The organism is Trinickia fusca, assembly GCF_003628145.1.
GTDB lineage: Bacteria > Pseudomonadota > Gammaproteobacteria > Burkholderiales > Burkholderiaceae > Trinickia > Trinickia fusca.
In genome coordinates this window covers 79,049-100,522 of record NZ_RBZV01000004.1, presented here as the reverse complement: position 1 = coordinate 100,522, position 21,474 = coordinate 79,049, and the positions used below count along the sequence as shown (strand labels likewise).

General features: G+C 63.0%; 16 protein-coding genes. 11 read left to right on the top strand and 5 right to left on the bottom strand.

Annotation, left to right across the window (positions count from 1 at the left end; translation table 11 throughout):
• Positions 1–5: 5 nt before the first annotated feature.
• Positions 6–977, bottom strand: a complete 972-nt coding sequence (locus D7S89_RS12450) for a GlxA family transcriptional regulator (protein ID WP_121278005.1) — start codon at positions 975–977, stop codon at positions 6–8.
• Between the two features lie 96 nt (positions 978–1,073).
• Here D7S89_RS12450 and D7S89_RS12445 point away from each other — a divergent pair, with 96 nt between their 5' ends.
• Positions 1,074–1,751, top strand: coding sequence for a DJ-1/PfpI family protein (locus D7S89_RS12445; protein WP_121278004.1), 678 nt, complete (start codon positions 1,074–1,076; stop codon positions 1,749–1,751).
• A gap of 126 nt (positions 1,752–1,877) precedes the next feature.
• On the opposite strand, the gene D7S89_RS12440 is transcribed toward D7S89_RS12445, so the two are convergent.
• The gene (locus D7S89_RS12440) at positions 1,878–3,275 is read right to left on the bottom strand and encodes a carbohydrate porin (RefSeq protein ID WP_121278304.1); all 1,398 of its coding nucleotides are present in this window, start codon (positions 3,273–3,275) and stop codon (positions 1,878–1,880) included.
• A 1,407-nt stretch (positions 3,276–4,682) separates the two neighbouring features.
• On the opposite strand from D7S89_RS12440, the gene D7S89_RS27430 reads away from it, so the two are divergent.
• From D7S89_RS27430 to D7S89_RS12410, 8 genes are all read left to right on the top strand, one after another.
• Complete coding sequence (locus D7S89_RS27430; RefSeq protein WP_183085173.1) at positions 4,683–4,841, top strand: hypothetical protein; 159 nt, start codon at positions 4,683–4,685, stop codon at positions 4,839–4,841.
• A gap of 111 nt (positions 4,842–4,952) precedes the next feature.
• Positions 4,953–5,087 carry a hypothetical protein gene (locus tag D7S89_RS28140; RefSeq protein ID WP_281273110.1) on the top strand — a complete coding sequence of 45 codons (135 nt, stop codon included), beginning with the start codon at positions 4,953–4,955 and terminating at the stop codon, positions 5,085–5,087.
• A gap of 152 nt (positions 5,088–5,239) precedes the next feature.
• Complete coding sequence (locus D7S89_RS12435) at positions 5,240–5,938, top strand: MgtC/SapB family protein (RefSeq protein ID WP_121278003.1); 699 nt, start codon at positions 5,240–5,242, stop codon at positions 5,936–5,938.
• Between the two features lie 92 nt (positions 5,939–6,030).
• Positions 6,031–7,029 carry a GlxA family transcriptional regulator gene (locus tag D7S89_RS12430; RefSeq protein WP_121278002.1) on the top strand — a complete coding sequence of 333 codons (999 nt, stop codon included), beginning with the start codon at positions 6,031–6,033 and terminating at the stop codon, positions 7,027–7,029.
• 156 nt (positions 7,030–7,185) lie between these two features.
• A complete protein-coding gene (locus D7S89_RS12425; protein ID WP_121278001.1) occupies positions 7,186–7,719 on the top strand; it encodes a tautomerase family protein in 534 nt (177 codons plus the stop codon).
• A 139-nt stretch (positions 7,720–7,858) separates the two neighbouring features.
• Positions 7,859–8,422: an alkyl hydroperoxide reductase subunit C gene (gene ahpC, locus D7S89_RS12420; RefSeq protein ID WP_121278000.1), complete on the top strand. Its 564-nt coding sequence runs from the start codon at positions 7,859–7,861 to the stop codon at positions 8,420–8,422.
• 101 nt (positions 8,423–8,523) lie between these two features.
• Entirely contained in the window at positions 8,524–10,122 is a 1,599-nt protein-coding gene (gene ahpF / locus D7S89_RS12415; RefSeq protein ID WP_121277999.1) for an alkyl hydroperoxide reductase subunit F, read from the top strand.
• Positions 10,123–10,565: 443 nt separating this feature from the next.
• Entirely contained in the window at positions 10,566–11,903 is a 1,338-nt protein-coding gene (locus tag D7S89_RS12410) for a chitinase (protein WP_121277998.1), read from the top strand.
• A 69-nt stretch (positions 11,904–11,972) separates the two neighbouring features.
• On the opposite strand, the gene D7S89_RS12405 is transcribed toward D7S89_RS12410, so the two are convergent.
• Both D7S89_RS12405 and D7S89_RS12400 read right to left on the bottom strand, forming a co-directional pair.
• Positions 11,973–13,736: a hypothetical protein gene (locus D7S89_RS12405; protein ID WP_183085172.1), complete on the bottom strand. Its 1,764-nt coding sequence runs from the start codon at positions 13,734–13,736 to the stop codon at positions 11,973–11,975.
• 199 nt (positions 13,737–13,935) lie between these two features.
• Positions 13,936–14,538, bottom strand: a complete 603-nt coding sequence (locus D7S89_RS12400) for a phosphatase PAP2 family protein (RefSeq protein WP_121277997.1) — start codon at positions 14,536–14,538, stop codon at positions 13,936–13,938.
• 282 nt (positions 14,539–14,820) lie between these two features.
• Between D7S89_RS12400 and D7S89_RS12395 the strand changes: the two genes are divergently transcribed.
• Positions 14,821–15,777 carry a chemotaxis protein gene (locus tag D7S89_RS12395; RefSeq protein WP_121277996.1) on the top strand — a complete coding sequence of 319 codons (957 nt, stop codon included), beginning with the start codon at positions 14,821–14,823 and terminating at the stop codon, positions 15,775–15,777.
• Positions 15,778–15,944: 167 nt separating this feature from the next.
• Positions 15,945–16,931 carry a LysR family transcriptional regulator gene (locus tag D7S89_RS12390; protein WP_147426639.1) on the top strand — a complete coding sequence of 329 codons (987 nt, stop codon included), beginning with the start codon at positions 15,945–15,947 and terminating at the stop codon, positions 16,929–16,931.
• A 51-nt stretch (positions 16,932–16,982) separates the two neighbouring features.
• On the opposite strand, the gene D7S89_RS27425 is transcribed toward D7S89_RS12390, so the two are convergent.
• On the bottom strand, positions 16,983–21,474 hold a 4,492-nt coding region (locus tag D7S89_RS27425; RefSeq protein ID WP_183085171.1), incomplete at its 5' end, for an amino acid adenylation domain-containing protein.

Genomic DNA, 21,474 nt, shown 5'->3' with positions numbered 1-21,474 from the left:
CTTCGCTACGCAAACCGCTCCCGATATGCCTGCGGGGGCACGGAATACGTTCGCAGAAAAGTGCGCCTCATCGTCTCTTCACTGCCGAATCCGCATTTCATAGCGATGCGCTTGACGGACCACGACGTCTCGACGAGCAATCGGCTCGCCGCTTCGATTCGAATGCGCGCGACGGCCTGAGCAGGCGTGGTTCCCGTTGCCGACCGATAGTGGCGCATGAAACTCCTTTCGCTCATCTCGAGTCGAGCGGCCAGTCGTGTCACGGACAGGTCCCCCGATAGATGTTCCGCGATCCATGCATGCAGGTCGCCGAAGCGGTCTTCCTCATGCTGTAGCGACAGCGTCGTGCTGAATTGGGCTTGTCCACCAGGCCGCTTGAGGAAGACCACGAGATGCCGGGCGACGTCGAGCGCCACGGCGCGCCCGAGGTCTGCTTCGACCAGCGCGAGCGCGAGGTCGATGCCGGCCGTGACGCCGGCCGAGGTCCAGATCGGACCGTCGTTGATGAAGATGGGGTCGCGCTCGATATGCAGCGCGGGATAGCGCCCGGCGAGCTCGTCGCAGTGTGCCCAATGCGTCGCCACACGGTGCCCGTCGAGCAATCCCGCCGCAGCGAGCAGAAACGCCCCCGTGCACACGGACGCCACGCGCCGTGATGTTGCTGCGCGCCTGCGTATCCAGTTCGTCAATCGTGCATCCTCGCTTGCTGCCCGGACGCCTCTGCCTCCGGCGACGATCAACGTGTCGCAGCGCTTGCCTGCTGCCGGCAAACGCGATGTGGCGAGCCCCAGGCCGGCCGTCGACATCACCTGTCGCGACTCCGCCGAGACGACATGAAGGGCATACCGAACATCTTGTCCGTGCAGAGGCGCGACCTCGTTCGCGGTGGCGAAAACTTGCAACGGCCCCGACACGTCGAGCAGTTGAACGTCCGGGAACGCGAGCACGTAGATCGGGAGTCGATTGGCGGAACGCATAGCGAAGTGGCAGGAAACGAGGGGTGTTTGGCAATTCTGCCACACGATGCAGGCGTACACTTTCGTCAATACACGCCCTTGTCGGAGGAGTGCTTCATGACGATCCACGTCGGTTTTCTGTTGTTTCCCCAGGTTCAAGCGCTCGACCTCACGGGGCCGCTTGATGTATTCGCGTCGTTGTCGGACGTGTCGATACACCTCGTTTGGAAGACGCTGGAGCCGATCAAGGCCAGCAGCGGCCTCGTGATGACGCCCGATACGACATTTGCCGATTGTCCGCAGCTCGACGTGCTGTGCGTGCCGGGGGGCTACGGGGTCGGCAAACTCATGGAGGATGCGCAGACGCTTGATTTCATTCGAGCTCACGCCCGGCAGGCGAGGTTCGTCACGTCGGTCTGCACGGGCTCGCTTGTGCTCGGTGCAGCCGGTTTGCTGCAAGGCCGCCGCGCGACGACGCATTGGGCCTACCACGACATGCTCGCGCCGTTTGGCGCGATTGCCGTTCACGATCGTGTGGTCCGTGACGGCAACTTGTTCACGGGCGGCGGAGTGACGGCAGGTATCGACTTTGCGTTGACGCTCGTGAGCGAACTGTTTGATGCAGAGCAGGCGCAGGCGGCGCAATTGGCGATCGAATATGCGCCGCATCCGCCGTTCGATGCGGGCAGTCCTGATACGGCGCCGGCGTCGGTCGTCGAGCTGGTGCGCACACGGTCGGCCAACGTTCGGGCGGAACGCGAGGCGATTGTCGAGCGCGTGAGGACGGTGCGCTAATCGATAACCGTTAATCGGTTCATAGGGGCAGTGGCCTGTTCGCCGGCTTATGGCAGCACGGAGAACAGGCGCGCAGAAGCGAGAACGAAAGAAGCCCGCTCAATGTGGGCTTCTTTCGTCAGGCCTTTAGAACGTCAACACCGTCCGTACGCCCGCGACCGCTTCGTTGCCGATGCGCTGGCCGTTGTCCGGGTTGGCGATGCCGCCGCCCGGGCGGAAGAAGTACTGGAAGTCCGCTTGCATGAGCCACCACGGCGTGACTTGATACTGATACGTCGCTTCGACCACCGTTTCGGCGGAGCGCACAATGGCGCCGCTGTCGCGATCGGCCGCACTGGCGCTCGAGCTGACGTTCGCATAGCCGACCGCAAGCCCAACGGAATCGTTGTCGCGCCCCTTGAACGGCGCTTTCAACACGACGCCCGCATCGACGTGGAAGTCGATCGGGTTACGGTTGCTCGGTGCACCCATCACGCGCGCGAATACGCCGATCGATTGCGGGCTGTCGGCGGCCGGGCGCCACACCATCTGGTCGGCCACGGCATAGATGCTGTAGTTGCCGCGATGCATGGCGGGCGTGCCGGTGGTCGAGCTCGCGAGCGGCACGCCGTTCTGATCGAAACGCTGGTCGGCGAAACGGTTGTTGTTGTACCAGAAGCCGAGCTTGTAGGTGCCCGGCAGGCCGCTCGACTTGTCGGGCGTGCCGCTTGCGGGCGGCTGATTGATCGCGTATTGCACTTCGCCGATCAGCAGCGTGCCGTTGTGCAGATTGAACCGCGTGCCGTCGGCGTTGAGCTTCTGGACATCGCCGTCGCCAGGCGCCGGGTTGCCGTCGAAGATGCCGCCCAGAACCGTGAGCGAATCGGTGGGCTTGACGCGCAGGCGCACGCCCAGCGACGACAGCGGATAGGCGGGGCCGCCAGCGGGCAGGTCGGCGGACGGCAAAACCGGCCAGCCGAACGTGGCGTTCACGAAGGTGCCCGCGTACTGGCTGACGATGAACTCCTGATCGAGGCTTTGCTGGCCGACCTTCACGTCGAACTTGTCGCCGAACGATTGCTGGTACCACATTTCCCACAGGCGCGTCGTCGGTTCGGCCTCGACGCCGCTCACCGTTTGCAGCGTGTTGAGTCGAGCGGCCGTGATGCCGTGCCCGTGGATCTGCAGGGCGTCGATGAAGAATTGGCCGCCTTTGAGGCCGAACGCCTTGTCGGTATCGACGCTGAAGCCGAATTGCGTGGCGCCGTTATAGGAAGCACCCTTGCTTAGGCCGCCCGAGAAGTTGCCGTACAGCTCGCTCGTTTCCTGAAGATTCAGCGTGACGCCGTGATTCCCGAGCAGCGTACGCAGCCCACCGATATCGCCGAGCAGGTTCGAACGTTCCCAGAAGCCGGTCGGCGCGGCGGGCTGCGCATCCGCTTGTGCGGGCTTCGCGCCGGCGTCGGCTGCCGCGGGGGCGGCGGATGCGGCCGGTGCTGCGTCCGTTGCCGTCTGTGCTTGCGCGGGTGCGGCGAGGGCGGCCATGGCGATGGCGAGCGCAGCGGCTGCACAGGTCGGCTTCAGGCTCGTGAGCGGGGCGATCAGGCGCGACGGACGGCCTTCGATATCTTGAGTGAGCGTGCTAACGGAGGTCATTTTGCTTTCTTCTAAACGGATTGATCGATGAGCTGAGCCAACCGCGCGTTCGCGCGTCGGCACCGCTCGTTACTGCGGGGTCCAACAACGGCTTGAGAAAACGACTGAATGGCTGTGCCGAAACGATCAGGAGTGCAGAGCAATGGTCTGCGCTAGAGAATCGGCAAGCGAAAATGAGGGCGGCGGATCGTACGATCCGAGCACGCGTAAAGGTACTCGCGCTGGAAGCGCGACGTAGGTGCGATGCTCGATACACATGGCTCTACTCCCGTTGGGCCTGGCCGAGCCAGGCAACGTTCGACAGACGACACGCCGCAGCGCTTTGCGCGCACGGCGGGCGTTCGTTTCAAGGGGAGCGTGCTGCTGCTGAGGCCGACTCTATCGGCCTGGGGAGAAGCGCGCTGACCCGGGCAATCCGAGTCAGCGGCAACAGAAGAGATCTGGGACGCTAACGCGAGATTGCAGTGACGGTTCCGGCACAGGCCGGCATGCAAGATCGACTACTAGGGCTTGCGTCCACGAAGGACTCTCCTGAATTCAAAACAGGCGGATTCTATGCTCAGCATTCGACGATGTGCAAGCGAAAGCTGCACTGACACGTTCGAACAAGTTGGCGCGTTCCCGTGACGCTTGGATGACGGGGCCACGATAGGCGATTGCTCTGCGGGATCGTGCGCAACACGACCATGGAAAGTTGCAAATAGGGGTTGACGAGTACGTGCGCCGATGCCTACACTCGCCGAGTTTTCGTCAATGGGGCAAATGCCTTGGACAGTTGCAGTAGTCGATCTTCGAACAGTTTTTCGGCCTGACTGGCACGACGCCCGCTGATTTCCTTAGCCGCCGTCTCGCCAGCAGGCAGACGGTGCGCGCCGCAGTAGTTCTCTCTGTAGATTCCCGCGCATCTTTTCGATAGCAGCCGTTTCGACGGTGCACGCTTGGCGTGCGCGCGTCCGCACGGCACAACGCTACGAGCCATTTGGCTCGCGGCGTGGCTTGGTCACGTCACTTCTTTGTGTTCAGCTTTCATCGCTGTGCATAGGACGGCGTGCGGTTAAACACGCATGTACTTAGTAGTGCAGAGCAATCGATACGGGAGAAAAATCATGCCTGACCCCGAGCCTGGTCGATCTTGGATCGATCAAGCGTTCATGCCGAACGCACCTCAATCTGCTTGAGTTCCAGGTCTTATCCGTTCCTCCCGCGTGCCCGATCCTGAGGGCTGCGCACGATGAGCAGAAAGTGGCCGCGTCTCAGGCGCCACGTTTCGCATTCTCGTATTTCGGAGGAATCGCCATGCAATTGGCTCTGCTCGTTTCCCAACTGCCTCACGTTTCGGAGGCTCGCGCTTACTACGATGGGTTGCTCACGCTTACGGGCGGCCCGCGTGTCGCAGCGCGTCTCGTACGCATGGTCGCCTCGCTCCAGGCGGCCCTCAGCAAACCCGGTCACTGACGACGCGTCGCGGTTCGCTGCATCGATGCGCGTGTGCATCGCTGTGCGGCGGCGGACCGCGACGCCTTCGTCTCGCTGTCACGCGTCAAATAAGGAAGTGCGTCGTGGCGCATGCCGCCGCTCGATTTGCTGCCGCCGCCGAATCTGACGCTTTCGAATCGCATCTGGATGGGTGTATTGCGCGGCTATCTTTTGATCGCTGTTGCGTTGGTGGTCGTCAAGGTCGTGCAGTCGGCGCTGGCGTAGGGTTGGCGCGACGGTTTGCCCGGCCGCGCAGGCGGCCGGACACGTGTTCGGGAAGTATGACTGACACGTCGACGTGGCACACTATGGCGCTTCGAGGTGGCGGGCTGTGGCCCGCCATTTTTTCTCAACCTGTACGTGAGCCGTGAATCGACATGACTTTGGAATTCGTTTGGCGTCTGCTTGCCGCTTTTGCGTGCGGTGTCGCGATCGGTATCGAGCGGCAGATGAGGCAGCGCACGGCCGGGTTGCGCACGATCACACTCGTCGCGAGTGGAGCATGTCTATTCGTGTCGCTAGGCATGTTGCTGGGGACCGGCGTCACGCAGATCGCCGCCTATGTCGTGTCGGGCGTGGGCTTTCTGGGCGGTGGCGTGATCATGCGCGACCAAGGCTCGATACAAGGCATCAACACGGCGGCGACGCTGTGGTGTGCCGCGGCAGTCGGCGTACTGTGCGGCACGGGCTTTTACGGTCCGGCGATCGCCGGCACCTTGGTCGTCCTGGCCTCCAACACCGTGCTGCGAGAGGTCAGTCGTGCCATCAATTCCGCGCCCATGAAGAATGCCGACATGGTGCGCGAATATCAGCTGCAGATCGTTTGCCGTACCGAGGACGAGGTGCACATCCGTGCGGTCTTGTCGAATGCGATGCACTCGGCGCCGCTGCAGTTCCAGAGTCTCACGAGCCGGGACTGCGAAGGCGAGCCGCCGCGCCTCGAGGTAACGGCGAAGTGCCGTAGCCATCCGAAAGATCAGGCCAGGCTCGAGCAGATCGCGAGCCGTCTCAGTATGGAGATCGGGGTGTCCAGCGTCAGCTGGTCGGCCAACGAAGCGGAGCTGACGCCGGAGTAGCGTTCGCGATGGCCAGGCCCTGCGAGGGCCCGATGCGGCATAAAAAACGTCGATGGTAGTATCGGCCACGTACAACTACGATTCGGCCACCCATGCCTCTGATCCGGATTTGGGCAGTCGAGCATGCGCTCGCATCGGGGATCGCGGCTCCCGTCGACATCCTGATGGCAGCCAATCGCCTCGCCGCCGGCTCGCTCTCTCCAAGCGAGCGTTGTGAGAAGCCGTTCACCTGGCGCGTCGAATCGATCGACGGCAAGCCTGTGCGTACGGCGTCGGGGCAGATCGTCGAGGTCGATGGTCGCATCGACGGCAAGAGTATCGCCGACGCCATCTGGCTTGCCGGACCGTTCGTGTCCGACATCGAAAAGCTGCTGAGCGATCCCAAGCTGCTCACGCCGCTGCTCGAAGCGCTACGGCACCAGCATGCGCGCGGCACGTTGATCGCGGCCTATTGCACGGGCGCGTTCCTGCTCGCCGAGGCGGGATTGCTCGATGGCCGGCTCGCCACCACGCATTGGTCGAAGTCGACGAGCTTTCAGGCGCGCTACCCGGATGTCCAGTTGCGCGCATCGGATGTCGTGACGGAGCAAGACGGCGTGCTTTGTGGCGGCGCGGTCACCTCCTACCAGAATCTTGCGCTGCGTATCGTGGAGAAACTCGGTACGGCGAAGCTCGCGGCGGCAACCGCGAAGGTCATGCTGATCGACATCAATCGTGTGTCGCAGGATTCGTTCATCGACTTCAGCCGAACAGACAGACTCGAGCATGACGACCCGGTGGTCGCACGAGCACAGCGCTGGATGGAGCGACACCTGCGCGAGCGTTTCGATCTGACTCGGCTCAGCGATCACCTGGCGGTCAGCGAGCGCACGATCAATCGTCGCTTCAAACAGGCAGTCGGCGCACCGCCGCTCAGGTATTTGCAGACGCTCCGGATAGAAGTCGCCAAGCGGCTGCTCGAGGAGAAGCGGCTCAGCCTCGACGCTGTCTGTGAGCGGGTCGGCTATACGGACATCAGCGGTTTCCGGCAGTTGTTCAAGCGCGTGACAGGCGTGTCCCCCGGCGAATATCGGCGTCGCTTCGCTCGTTGAGCCTGTGCTTAGTAGAGAGGCGATGTCCGAAATGGCATCGTCGAATGGCAATTCGGTCACTTCCAGATCAGTGTTGGCGATTTTTACACTGGCATCGTGGTGCTTCGACGTTCGAGCCCACTGACCATTCCCTGGAACTGGAAGAAGGAATTCACCATGCCGATGATCGATGCATTCATTCCGGAGGGCGCGCTTGCCCCGGACGCCGAGGCGCAGTTGATGCGCGAACTGACGGACATCCTGATCCGACACGAGGGCCTCGACCCGGAGGAGCCGCGCGTGCGGGACGTCACGTGGATCTTCGTGCATCGGCCAGCAGCCCTATACCGGGCCGGCGCGCTGGCCGCCGCGCCGATCTACCGCATCGTGCCGTCGGTGCCGGAGGGCCAATACACGGATGCCGCGCGCGCGGGCTTGGTGAGCGCGGTAACCGAAGCGGTCGCGCGCGCTGAAGGGGCGTCGGTGGACGACGTCGGCCAACGGCTCTGGGTTTTCCCGACGGAGTTGAACGACGGATGCTGGGGCAGTCGCGGCGTTGTGCGCCGGTTGCCGGACATCATGGAGTATTTCGGCGGCCCCGAGTGTCGAACGCTTGGAGAAAGGCGCCTTGCGGCCCAGCGGCGAGCGGATGCCGCCAAGATGATCGAAGCGATATCGCAATCGTTGCGCGTCGGCGCGCCGGGCCTGTAGCAGCAAGGGGGAGCAGGGGGTAGGCAATGCCTATTGCTTAGATAAAAACTATCAAATATACTAGGCAATAGCTAGTCGGTAGGATTGAGCCTGTCCGAACGACGAAGCCCCTTGAAACTCCCTTACACAGGACCACCTCATGTCGCTGATCAACACGCAAGTCCAGCCTTTCAAAGCAGAAGCTTTCCGTAGCGGTGAATTCATCAAAGTCACCGAAGCATCGTTCAAAGGTAAGTGGTCGGTCGTGATCTTCATGCCGGCTGCGTTCACGTTCAACTGCCCGACCGAAGTCGAAGACGCTGCTGAACACTACGCCGAATTCCAAAAGGCAGGTGCCGAGGTCTACATCGTGACGACCGACACGCACTTCGCACACAAGGTGTGGCATGAGACGTCGCCGGCTGTAGGCAAGGCGAAGTTCCCGCTGGTCGGCGACCCGACCCACGTCCTGACGCAAGCTTTCGGCGTGCACATCGCCGAAGAAGGCCTGGCACTGCGTGGCACGTTCGTGATCAACCCGGAAGGCGTGATCAAGACGATGGAAGTGCACGACAACGCCATCGCTCGCGACGTGCAAGAAACGCTGCGCAAGCTCAAGGCAGCGCAGTTCATCGCGGCCAACCCGGGTCAAGTTTGCCCGGCCAAGTGGCGCGAAGGCGCGAAGACGCTGACCCCGTCGCTGGACCTGGTCGGCAAGATCTAAGCGTCAGCTTCCAAGTATCAGCGTAGTTTGAAGTTCCGGCCGGGATGCCCCGGCCGGGATCGACGTCGCACGACCCTCTTACCTCAAGCACCGGGACCATCATGTTGGACGACAGCCTCAAAGCCCAGTTGCAGGCCTACTTGCAGCGCGTGGTTCAGCCCTTCGAAATCGTGGCATCGCTGAACGAGCAACCGAGCTCGCGCGAACTCGAGCAATTGCTGCAGACGATCGCGGGGTTGTCGGACAAGATCACGCTGCGCACCGACGGCGACGATGCCAGAAAGCCTTCGTTCAGTTTGCGTCGTGCAGATAGTCAGCAATCGTTGCGATTTGCCGCTATCCCGCTGGGCCACGAATTCACCTCGCTCGTGCTGGCGCTGCTGTGGACCGGCGGTCATCCGCCGAAGGTCGAGCCCGAGGTGATCGAGCAAATCAAGGCGCTCGATGGCGACTATCGGTTCGAGGTGTACATGTCGCTGTCGTGCCACAACTGCCCCGACGTCGTACAGGCGCTGAGCCTGATGGCCGTGTTGAACCCGCGTGTGCAGACCGTGGTCGTCGATGGCGCGTTGTTCCAGGAAGAGGTCGAATCGCGTCAGATCATGGCGGTGCCCGCCGTCTACCTGAACGGCGAGATGTTCGGCGCGGGACGCATGGCGCTCGAGGAAATCGTCGCCAAGCTCGATACCGGCGCGGCCGAGCGCGAGGCCGCCAAGCTCAACGCGAAGGATGCGTTCGACGTACTCGTGGTCGGTGGTGGCCCCGCTGGCTCCGCTGCAGCCGTTTATGCCGCCCGCAAGGGGATCAATACCGGCGTGGCCGTGGAGCGCATGGGCGGGCAGGTCAACGACACGATGTCGATCGAAAACTATATTTCCGTGCTCGAGACCGATGGGCCGAAGTTCGCCGCGGCGCTCGAAGCGCAGGTGCGCCACTATGGCGTCGACGTGATGACGCAGCAACGTGCCGTCGAGCTCGTTCCGGCTGAAGAGCCGGGGGGCCTGGTCGGCGTTCGCATGGAAAACGGCGCGCTGTTGCGCAGCCGTAGCGTGATCCTGTCGACGGGCGCGCGTTGGCGCAACGTCAATGTGCCCGGCGAGCAGGAGTACAAGAACAAGGGCGTGGCCTATTGCCCGCACTGCGACGGACCGCTGTTCAAGGGCAAGCGCGTGGCGGTGATCGGTGGCGGCAACTCGGGTGTCGAGGCCGCAATCGATTTGGCAGGGCTCGTGTCGCATGTGACGCTGATCGAATTCAGCGACCAGCTCAAGGCTGACGCGGTGCTCGTGACCAAGCTCAATAGCTTGCCGAATGTGACGATCCACGTGAATGCGCAGACAACCGAGATTACCGGTGACGGGAGCAAGGTCAACGGGCTGCGTTTCAAGGAGCGCGTCAGCGGTACCGAGCAACTGATCGAGCTTGAAGGCGTATTCGTCCAGATCGGTCTCGTGCCGAATACCGAGTGGCTCAAGGGCACGCTCGAACTGAGCCGCTTCGGCGAGATCGTCGTCGACGCCAAGGGGCAGACCAGCGTACCCGGCGTGTTTGCCGCAGGGGATTGCACGGGCGTGCCCTACAAGCAGATCGTCATCGCCGCCGGCGAGGGCGCCAAGGCTGCGTTGAGCGCGTTTGACTACCTGATTCGGACTCCTTTGGCTGAGGAGCGGAGGATGGCGGCGGAGGTGGTCGCTGCTTGAGCGTATAGATCGCCTGAATCGGCGTTCCTGCTGATGAGCGCCCTGACGGTTACCGTTTCGGTATCCGTCAGGGCGCTTTTTCTTTTTGCCTTGATCTAGCCGTCATTGGCCGGACACGGAATACCTGCGCCGGAGATTTCCCAAAGTAGATGCAACTCGGCTTAACTGCCGGGAAGGTGGTTATATCGGCGCCGCGGATTCTGCACAATTCGCTCACCGGAGAGCGACTGCGACGGCGGAGGCACGCATGTCGATCGGCGCGAACGCAGTAACGCGCCCTATGAGGATGCAAGGTTCAGTCGGTCAAGGATAATTGATTTGGACTCCGAATGAAGCGTTCGATCCCGGTCCCGAGGCCAACAGCATCGAGGGATGCACCTCGCCGGCTTCGCGCAGGTGGTGGTAGCGCAAGCGGCGACTTCAATTCATAACGAGGAAAAAGAATGACGCGAACTCCAATCAAGGCCTTAGTGGCATCGTTGCTGTCGGTAGGTGCGCTGACGTCGCACGCGAGCAGCATTTACGCACCGTTCGTCGATATGGGTGCGTATCCTACGCCGCTCATCGATCAGATTGGCGTGCAGCAGGGCATCCAGCAGTTCGAGCTGGGCTTCGTCGTCGCAGACGCGACGAACGGCTGTGTGCCGTCGTGGGGCGGGCTCAGCGCGCTGGACATCGTCGCGGGCAATACACAGGATCAGATGGTGGCGATCTCCACGGGCATCACGCAGTATCGGGCCAAAGGCGGAGAGGTGTCCGTCTCGTTCGGCGGCGAGAACGGCACGCCGTTGATGACGGCATGCAAGGACGTCCCCTCGTTGCAGCGAGCGTATCAAACGGTCATCGATACCTACGGCTTGACGCATATCGACTTCGACATCGAGGGCAACGCCCAGGAGGACCAGGCTGGGTTGACGCGTAATTTCCAGGCGGTCTCGAACTTGCAGAAGGCCATGGCGGCCAAGAACAAGCTGCTGCATGTCACGCTGACGTTGCCGACCCTGCAGTCGGGACTGACCCAGGATGGCATCAACATCGTCGAGACCGCCATTCGCAATCAGGTCGATTTCGACGCGGTCAACGTCATGGCGATGAACTATGGTCCCGCCGTCAGCGATATGGGTAAGGCCGCGATTCAGGCGGCACAGTCGCTCTATTCGCAACTCGACACGGCGTACAAGTCCTGGGGCGCGCCGATGAGCAGCGAGCAGCTCTGGCAGATGGTCGGCGTGACGCCGATGATCGGCACCAACTATTCGGCTGGCGAGACGTTCACGACCCTTGACACGCAGAACCTGGCGGCGGCGGCGCGCACGAACGGTTACGGCATGTTAAGCGACTGGTCGTTGAACCGGGATCAGTCATGCCCGGGCGGCAGCACAGCGGTGTCGACGAGCTGCTCGGGTGTTCAGCAGGTGCCCTATGAATTCGCGGGGATGTTCCTCAAACAGTTCGGTGACCATTGGGGCACGGGCGTGAAGAAGGATCCCAACTACGGTGGCGGTGGCGGCGACGGGTCGTGGTCGCCCTCGCAGGTTTATACGAATCCCATGACCGTCAAGTATCAGGGCGCGACCTATGAGGCGCAGTGGTGGACGAAAGGCGACGTGCCGGGGCAATCGCCGGTGTGGAAACAACTCGATGGGCCCACGCCCACGTGGTCGCCGACCGCGGCTTACTCGGGCAAGGACTACGTGATGTATCAAGGCGCCGAGTATCAGGCGAAATGGTGGACGCAAGGTGAGGTGCCGAGCGCTGGCGGCGTGTGGGTGAAACAGTAGTGTTCAGGATGTAGGACCTGGCGCGGCCGCTCTCCGGCCGCGCTTCGCTCATCTAACGTCGCCGTGCCCTCAGTACCCGAGATTGCTCAACGCACTCGGCCCGCTACGCTGGCACAACTGTGCCAGATAAAGGCTCTTCGGTGCGACCGGCACGTTGAGCGAGTCGACGTCGCCCGGTGTCGCCGTCGTTTGCTGCATGACCGGCCCTGTGCTGCCGATCAACCAGTTCATCGATCCCGGCGGAGCCTGGATGTTGAACGAGCCGACCGAATTCCACACGACACCCCAGCCGATCGACCAGCCTTGGCCCGAGCCGGCCGTGCCGCGGTTGGACAGGTCGACCGAGTAAGCCTTGCTGCTGACCGGATCGGGTGCCAGCGTCGCGCCGTCGATCAGCAGGCCCGTTGCCCAGCGCTGGTGCGGTTGAATCGAGCTCGATCCGCACACGTTGTCGGGCGTGCCCGTGAAGTTCAGCAGCACGTTGGGGCCGGGTACGCGCGCAGCCGTCGCGTAGTAGAACGAAGCCGCGGAGCCCGTCGACGAGCTGCGATCGACGAGCACCTGCGAGCCGCCCACCGAAATCTCCGCGAACTTGGCGCCCGTGCACGGCACATCGTCACCGTTGTTCTCGTGCGTCAGTGCGACCTGCGTGACGGTCACACGCGACGCCTTGCCACCCAGGATCAGGCCCGACGTGAAGTTGTCGCCGACCACGTCGCTGACCCAAGCGTCGGAGGTGTTGTCCATCGCGAGCATGTTGTTGTTCGTATAGCTCGTGCGCGGTACCCCAACCAAGCGCAGGTGCTCGATCCCGACTTGCTGGATTTGTCCGCCGATCGTGTAACTGCTGACCTTCGTGCCCGGCGGGTTCAGATAGGTGGAGTCCAGCGAATCGGACATGGGCGAGTCGAGCGTGATCGTGTTGCCCGTGATGGCCGCGATTCTGCGCGGCGTGTTGAGCGTCGAGCCGACCGCGATCCAGCCCTTGCCCGGCCCGAGGTTCGACATCTGCATGAAATCGAGCCAGGCTTGCGTCACGGGACGCTGGATCAGCACCGAATCACCGACGTGAAAGCCGCTGGTGCTCGTGAGCGTCAGTGTCGATGCCCCGGCCGGCGCATAGCTGTCGGTGACGGAGGCCGTCGTTGACATCGCGTAGCGGCCGCCGCTACCTCCGACCTGGAGCAGCGTCTGCCCCGTGACTGCGCCCGGCGAGGGCACCGCGGGCGAGCTGCCGTTCTGCGAGGCGCTCGTATCGTTGACCGTCGTGCCGCCGATGCCGGAACCGCTGCCGCGCAGGATGACGCCGGAGGTCGAGATCGTCAGGGTGTTCTGAACCGAGAACGTGCCCGCCGCGAGCAGTACGACGCCGCGCAGGCCATTGCCGTCGGCCGGCAGGCTCGACACCTGGTTGATTGCAGCTTGGATATTCGATGTGTCGTCCTGACCGTTGCCGAGCGGCGTGACGGTCACGGTGGCGGGTGGGGTCGGGAATGCGACGCCGCCCCCCATGTAGCCCGCGGACGAGTAATCCATGATGGTGTCGCCGTTCGCATTGAGCGTCTGGTAGGCGAGCTGGTCGTTCGAGGGGTACACCCAGGCGCTATGGGCCGTACTGCTGCCCCAGGCGTTCGGCGTCGAGCAGACTTGAACGCCGTATTGCGTACCCGTTGCAGCATGGCTTACGGCTGCGGCAGGCGATGCTGCATGGTTGGCCACCGCATCGGCGACCGCGCTGCCGCCGCCACCGCCGCATGCGGCGAGGCTCGAGAACATGACGATGGACGTCGCGAGCCGGTAGGGCATGGTGCTGCGATGATGCACGTTTTTCATGGGTGTCCTCTGTTTGTTGTTGATCGATGTCGGAGGAGGGCCATCGCTCCGTTTTCAGGAACCGGTTCCTGAAAGGCTAGGAGCTTACGTCATACTATTGGTCATCTTTATGACGTAGTGCGAAGACTCAACGTGCATTGCGCATGCATAGGGCTATCCGCCGCACGGCGGGCGGCGGATGATCAGGTCTCCGGATCAATTACGGGCGCAGCCAGCCGCTGCGGATCGGGTGCGCGAGCAGCGCTCGGTATAGCGACACGACGAGGCGCGTCACGGCTTGCCCGCTGAGCGTCCAGAGTGGCGCCAGGACGCCATAGATGAGGCACACGACGGCAACGGCGCCGAGCATGTCGAGCGGAAAATGGACGCCGAGAAATACGCGTGCCCAGGCCACCGCGAGTCCAACGATCAGCGCGGCGCCACCGAGCCGCTTCATGCCGCCGACCAGCAGCGTCAGCGTGACGGCTGCAAATATCGTCCCGTGGTCGCTCGGAAACGACGAGTCCGGCGCATGTTGCAAGAACGTATGTCCGAGCCCGATCATGAAGGGCCGCGGATGCTGCCACACGAGGCCGATCAACTGATTCAGGCCCAGTGCGATCGCCGTGACCAGGCATGAACGGATCGCCAACTCACGCCGACGGTCGCCCCCGGTCAACCACATGCCGATCAATGCGAGCGGGATCAGCCAAATCAAGTCGTTTGCGATGAACGACGCGGTGCGGATCAGCCAGGTCGGAGTCAAGGGCGTGGCGTTCATCGTGAGGAACAGCGCCTGGTTCAGTGCTTCGATTTTTTGCATCGAGGATCTTGTTGTGGTTGCTCGTGCTCAGACGAATGTCGATAGTTTGGCAGAGTCACCTTAAGGGACTGTTAACAACAAACAACGACAGATAGCGCACGATCACCTTATGGAATTCAGCAAACGCTGCGCTCATCATCGCGACGAGCGCGCGGGCGCATGCACTGTTTGGGCAAGCGACACAAGCCAGGAAAACCGAGCGTCAAGATTTGCACGCGGGTGCCGACAAACAGACATCGCCGCGCTTTCGGCGGCGATTCGTAAGACGGTACTGGAGAAAACATGTCGCACGCGGACGTCCTTCAAGACGAGCGCACCAAGCTCACGAGTCGAAACAAGTTCGAACTCCTTCTTTTTCGACTCGGGGTCGCGCGGCCCGGCACGGAGCCTGGGCTTTACGGAATCAACGTTTTCAAGGTACGCGAGATCATCACCAATCGGTCGGTGACGCCGATCGCGGGCGCGGCCGGGGCGATTTCGGGCGCGCTCGAAATCCGCGGGCAGATCGTGCCCGTCATCGACTTGTGCCGGCTGACGGGCAATACGCCGACGCGGGAGCCGTCGATTTTGCTGATCACCGAGTTCGCGCGCACGACGCAGGCGTTCGCCGTCGAGGACGTCGACGACATCGTCAGACTCGACTGGAATCAGGTGCATCCGGCCGAGTGCGCGGGTGCCAATACGTACGTGATGAGCATTGCCCGCTTCAACGGCGATTCCGGCGAGCTGCGGCTTGCTCAAGTGCTGGACGTCGAGCAGGTCATGCGCGATGTCTTCCCGGAGCAGCACCCGGACATCGATCAGAGCGCCGTGAAGGCGGCGATGAAATATGCCGGCGGGGGCAAGATCATCGCGGCCGACGATTCCGCCTTCGCACGCACGTTGCTGGGCCAGGCGTTGACGGCCATCGGCGCCGCGCACACGCTGGCGAACACGGGCGAGGAAGCTTGGCAACTGCTGCTGCGTTACGCCGACGAAGCGGCGAAGGAGAACGTGCCGGTCCGGGAAAAGGTGCCGCTCGTGATCACCGATCTCGAGATGCCGGAGATGGACGGCTTCATGCTGACCCGGAAAATCAAGGCGGATCAACGGTTCCGGCACATTCCCGTGCTAATTCATTCGTCGCTGACGGGCGCGGCGAACGAAGCTCACGTGCGCAATGCCGGGGCAGACGGCTATATCGCGAAGTTTGATCCGGAAGAGTTGTGCTCGGCGATTTGCGAGGCGCTGGCTTCTTGATTCTTGATGATTGGTGCTCTGACGTCTTTGTCGTTTATGGCAGGGCGTCGAGCTCGATTGCATCGCCGACCGCGCCACTGTTAGCCGATTGCGAATAGTCGCGCCGAAGCTTGAACCGGCCATGCCGAGTACTCTATGCTGCGCTGTTGGCATGCGAGGGGAACGCAATGGACCGGATTCAGGCAATGGAAGTGTTCACACGTGTGGTGGACGCGAACAGCTTCACGCGGGCGGCCGACACGCTCGGGATGCCGCGCGCATCGGTGACGACGATCATCCAGAACCTGGAGGCGTTGCTCGGCGTGCGCTTGATGCACCGGACCACGCGCCGCCTGTCGCTGACGCCCGACGGCGCGGCGTACTACGAGCATTGCATCAAGATCCTCACGGAGATCGCGGAAACCGATGCGAGTTTCCAGGTGGGCAACAGCAGGCCGAGTGGCGCGCTGCGTGTGCACATGCCGTGCGCGGTCGGGCGCCAGCTCGTACTACCCGCATTGCCGATGTTTCATCAGCGCTACCCGGACATCAAGCTGGATCTGGGGCTATCCGATCGGCCCGTCGATCCGGTCGAGGAGGGTTTCGATTGCATGATCCGGGTCGGCCCACTCGAAGATTCCTCGATGGTTGCACGCCGCATCGGCATGCTCAGGCGCGTCACGTGCGCATCGCCCGCGTATTTGAAGCGATATGGCGAACCGAAAGCGATCGAGGATCTGGCCACCCATCATGCGGTGAATTTCCGGGCGAGCCACGGAGGTCGTCCTGTGCCATGGGTTTTTCTGATCGACGGCAAACCTGTCGAAGTGCAGATGAAGGGCATCGTCACGGTCAACGATTCGGATGCCTACGTCACGTGCGGGCTCGAAGGATTCGGGCTCATTCAGCCGACGCTGTTCACGGTGCTTCCGCACTTGCTCGATGGGACGTTGACAGAGGTGTTGCTGGGTTTCAATCCGAAGCCCAAGCCGATCTCGATCGTTTATCCGCACAACCGGCATCTTTCGGCGAAGGTCAGAGTGTTTGCCGAGTGGGTCGCCGAACTGTTCGATTCGATTCCGGCGCTCGAAGGCGGGGAGGCGTGGCGTCGGAGCGGGACTGGGGCTGGGGCTGATAAGGCACAGCGGCAGCGCGGCAAGGCGGTGGCGGTGTGAGAGCCCCATCGCCGTCGTGACGATGGGGTTCCGATCGACCCTGTGGTCCTATCACTGCCGCACATCTCCTCCCCGATAGGCGACAAGCCCAGGCGAGCGTTCGGCAGACGGAACGACTATCTGCCCGCCAATCGCAGCCGCAAGGCGCGGGCCGATTTCCTTCAGTGGCTCAGTGCGCATCATCGTTTCATGCAGACACGCCACGTCGTGGACGACGATTTTGCCCTCGACATAAGGTTGCCATGCGCCGGGCTTGCGCCATGGATACTCGTCAGACTGGCTCAGGGCGGCCCGGAAGAACAGCACGTCGCCGCGGAAGACCTTCGGCGAGAAACTGCACGCGAGCGCCGGTGCCTGCTTGAACTGCTCGAACACCGCTTCGAGGGTCCGTTCTCGAGGGCTCGACAGCAACGGATGGCTGTGTCCGAGGCCCGCTTTGAGCGTCTCGATCGTCAGCGTGCCGTCGCCGAGTTCGGTCTGTGGCGACTCCGTCAGCGCGCGGACGAGGACTTCCATCACTTGTTCGTCGGTCGGTTCCGAAAACGCCTCGGTACGCGATAGCGGATAGCCGTCGAGCATGATGAGCTGTTCGACTTCCTCTCCGTCTGCCTGCAACTGCGTGGCGATAGCATGCCCGATATGGCAACCCAACGACCAGCCCAGCAGGCGATAGGGGCCGCCGGGCTGCACGCTGCGAATCTGCTCGAGGTAGTCGCGCGCCATCTCGTCGATGGTCGGCGTGCGGTCGCTCGCCTCGGTGAGGGCGCGTGCCTGCAAGCCGAACAGCGGACGATCGGGCAGATACGGAATCAGGCCGGCGTAGGGCCAACTGAAGCCCCCGCCCGGGTGAATGCAGAACAACGGCGTACCCGCGCCGCGCGGTTGGATCGGTAGCAGCACGGCCAGTGCGTCCGATGAGCTTGCCGTGCTCAGTCGGGTCGCCAGCTGCGCGATCGTGGGTGCTTCGAACAGCGTGCGAATCGATACCTCGTGGCCGAGTGTCGTTCGAAGTTGGGTCAACATGCGGGCCGCAAGCAGCGAGTGTCCGCCGAGGGAGAAGAAGTTGTCGTGTCGGCCGACGCGGTCCAGGGTCAGTAGTTCGCACCAGAGGGTGGCGAGGGCTGTTTCGATTTCGCCTTGCGGCGCTTCGTAATGCGTGTGTGCTTGGGCGAAGGCGTGATCGTCGGGCTCGGGCAGCGCGCGCCGATCGAGCTTGCCGTTGGCCGTCAGCGGCATGGCCTCGAGTACGACGAAGGCAGCCGGCAGCATGTATTCGGGCAGGCGGTCGGCAAGATGGGCGCGCAGGTGCTGGGCGAGGTCGGCATCGGATGCGCTCGTGCGTGCGTCTTCCCGCACGGTGACGTAAGCGAGCAGACGTGCTTGGCCGCCTGCGTCGTGGCGTGCGACGAGGACTGCTTCACGAACGGCCTCATGCGTGGCGAGCTGCGCTTCGATCTCACCCAGCTCGATGCGAAAGCCGCGGATCTTCACCTGGTCGTCGTTGCGGCCGAGGAACAGCAGGTTGCCGTCAGGTAGGTAGCGGGCCAGGTCGCCCGTGCGGTACATGCGGGCCTCGGCATCGGCATTGCCCGAGCCGGCCGCGCGTGCGAACGGATCAGGCAGGAAGCGTTGGGCCGTGAGCTCGGGGCGGTTCAGATAGCCGCGTGCGACGCCGGCTCCACCGATGTAAAGTTCGCCGACCGCGCCGATGGGCACCGGCGTGTGATGCTCGTCGAGCAGATAGAGGCGCGTGTTCGCGATTGGCTTGCCGATGGAATGCACGGCCTCGCACGGCGTGATCACCCCGGACGTTGCAACGACGGTCGTCTCCGTGGGACCGTAGTTGTTGACGATCTGCACGGAGGGCGGCAGGCCCGCGGGTAAGTTCGTTATGCGATCGCCGCCGATGAGCAAGTGCCGTAAGCCATCGGGTAGTCCAGCCTCCATCGCGAGCAAGGCCAGCGGCGTAACGAGGAACGCGGTCTCCATCGACTGGCTGCGCCACCATTGCAGCAAGGCGGAGGAGTCGAGTGCGCATTGAGCGGGAGCGAGCAGCAAGGTCGCCCCGCTGGTCAGCGCGGGCCAGATTTCCCAGGTGCAGGCGTCGAAGGCCAGGCCCGCTGCGGAAGGCACCTGGCACCCGGGACGCAAGTGAAAGCGCGTGATGTGCCAGGTCACGAGATTGGCGAGCTGGCGGTGCTCGACCATGACGCCCTTGGGGGTGCCGGTGGAGCCGGAGGTATAGATGACGTAGGCCAGGTGCTGGGAGGTGAGGCGCAACGTATGCGGCCCGATGTTGCTGGCAGGCTGTGCGGCCCAGACGCTCGCGTGGGCATCGAGGTCTATGAGCGTGAAGGTTGAGGGCGGGGCTTCGTCGCGCGGACTCAGTAGCTCGCCCAGAGCGTGGCGTCCGGCCTGATCGACGAAGACGACCGAAGGGGTGGCATCGACGAGGATGTGCGCCAGGCGTGCGCTCGGATAGGCGGGATCGAGCGGCACATAGGCGCCGCCGGCCTTAAGAATGGCCAGCAAGGCGATGATCATCGCGGGACTGCGTTCGAGGCAGACGGCCACGCGCGCATCGGGGATGATGCCAAGATCGAGCAAATGGCGAGCGAGGCGATTGGCTTGAGCATTGAGCTCGGCATAAGAAAGCCGCACATCCCCCGAGATCAGCGCGATCGCCTCGGGCGTGCGCTGAGCCTGCGCCTCGACGAGTTCATGGATGCACAGATGCTCGGGATAAGGCGCATCGGTCGCGTTCCAAGTCTCGATCAGCACACGACGCTCGTCGGCACCGAGCAGATCGATCTGACCAACAGGCCGCTGCATCTCACTGGCCATCGCTTGTAGTACCGCAAGCAGATACGCGCAATGGCGAGCGATCGTGCCGGCTTCGAACAACGCGCTCGTGTAACGCAGCGCGCCCGTGATCGTGCTGCCGTCGTCCGCCAGATCGAGCTCGAGATCGAACTTGGCACGATCGAGCGTGCCCGAGATCGGTTCGAGCCGGAGTCCCGGCAGATCGAGCGGTCCGATGTCGAGCTCCTGCCATGCCAGCATCACCTGAAACACCGGCGTGTGATCGAGTCGGCGCGGCGGTTGCACGATGTCCACCACTTGCTCGAACGGCAGATTCTGATGTTCGTGGGCGGCCAACACCGTCGTGCGTACGCGAGCGAGCAGCTGCGCCAAGCTGGGCTCGCCCGACAGATCGATGCGCAACGCGAGCGTGTTCAAGAACAGGCCCGCAAGCGGTTCGAGCTCGGGCCGCGGGCGATTGGCCGTCGGCGTGCCGATGACGAGATCGTCCTGGCCTGACAGACGTGCGAGCACTACGGCCCAGGCTGCTGCGAACACCATGAAGAGCGTCACGCCGTGCTGGGCGGCGAGGCGCCTGAGCGCTTGCGTGAGTGCTTGATCGATCTCGATCGCAAGCCGTGCCGCATCGAACGTTTGATGCGTGGGCCGTGGGCGATCGGTCGGCAACGTCAGCAGCGTCGGGATGCCGGCCAGCGCTTCCCGCCAGTAGCGTGCTTCGCTCGCGAGACGTTCCGCACTCAACCATTGCCGTTGCCAGGCCACATAGTCGGGATACTGGATGTCGAGATCAGGAAGCGCCGGCGCAAGGTCGTCGGTCAAGGCGCGGTAAAGCGTGCAGAGCTCCTTGATCAACACGCGGATCGACCACCCGTCGCAGACGATGTGGTGTTGAGTCAGCATGAAGACATGTTCGTCTTCCGTCACTCGAATGAGGTGTGCGCGAACGAGCGGCCCACGCGACAGCGCGAACGGTGCGGCCGCTTCTTCCTCGCACAGGTGTTGCAGGCGCTCGAGTGCATCGGGCAGCGACGATACGTCGTCGTGGCGCCACGGCATGCCGCGTTCGGCGGCAAGGAGATGGGCCAGCGGTGCACCGCTGCCGTCGGCGGCTGTGTGAAACACGGTACGCAATGCCTCATGCCTGGCCCACACCAAATCGAGCGCGCCACGCCACGCTGTAACGTCCAGTGCACCATGAAGCCGCAGCATGAGCGGCACGTGATAGGTCGTGCTCGCGCCTTCGAACTCGTTCAAGAACCACAGACGCTGCTGAGCGAACGACAGCTGTAACGGTTCGTCCCGGCTCGTGCGCGGGATCGGTGGCAAGGCGCTTGGTCCTTTGCTCGTACGTTGTTCGCCGATTGCCTGTGCGAGCGCGCCGATCGTCGGATGCTCGAACAATGCGGAGAGCGGCAGTTCGACGGCATGCGAGGCGCGCAAGCGATTCAACAGCCGAACGGCAAGCAGCGAGTGTCCGCCGAGGGAAAAGAAGTTGTCGTGTCGGCCGACGCGGTTCACGCCCAGCAATTCGCACCAGAGGCTGGCGAGAGCCGTTTCGATTTCGCCCTGAGGCACTTCGTATTGCGCTTGGGCGAAGGCCTGATCGTCGGGTTCGGGTAGCGCGCGGCGATCGAGCTTGCCGTTGGCCGTTAGCGGCATGGATTCGAGTACGACGAAGGCAGCTGGCAGCATGTACTCGGGCAGACGTTCGGCAAGATGC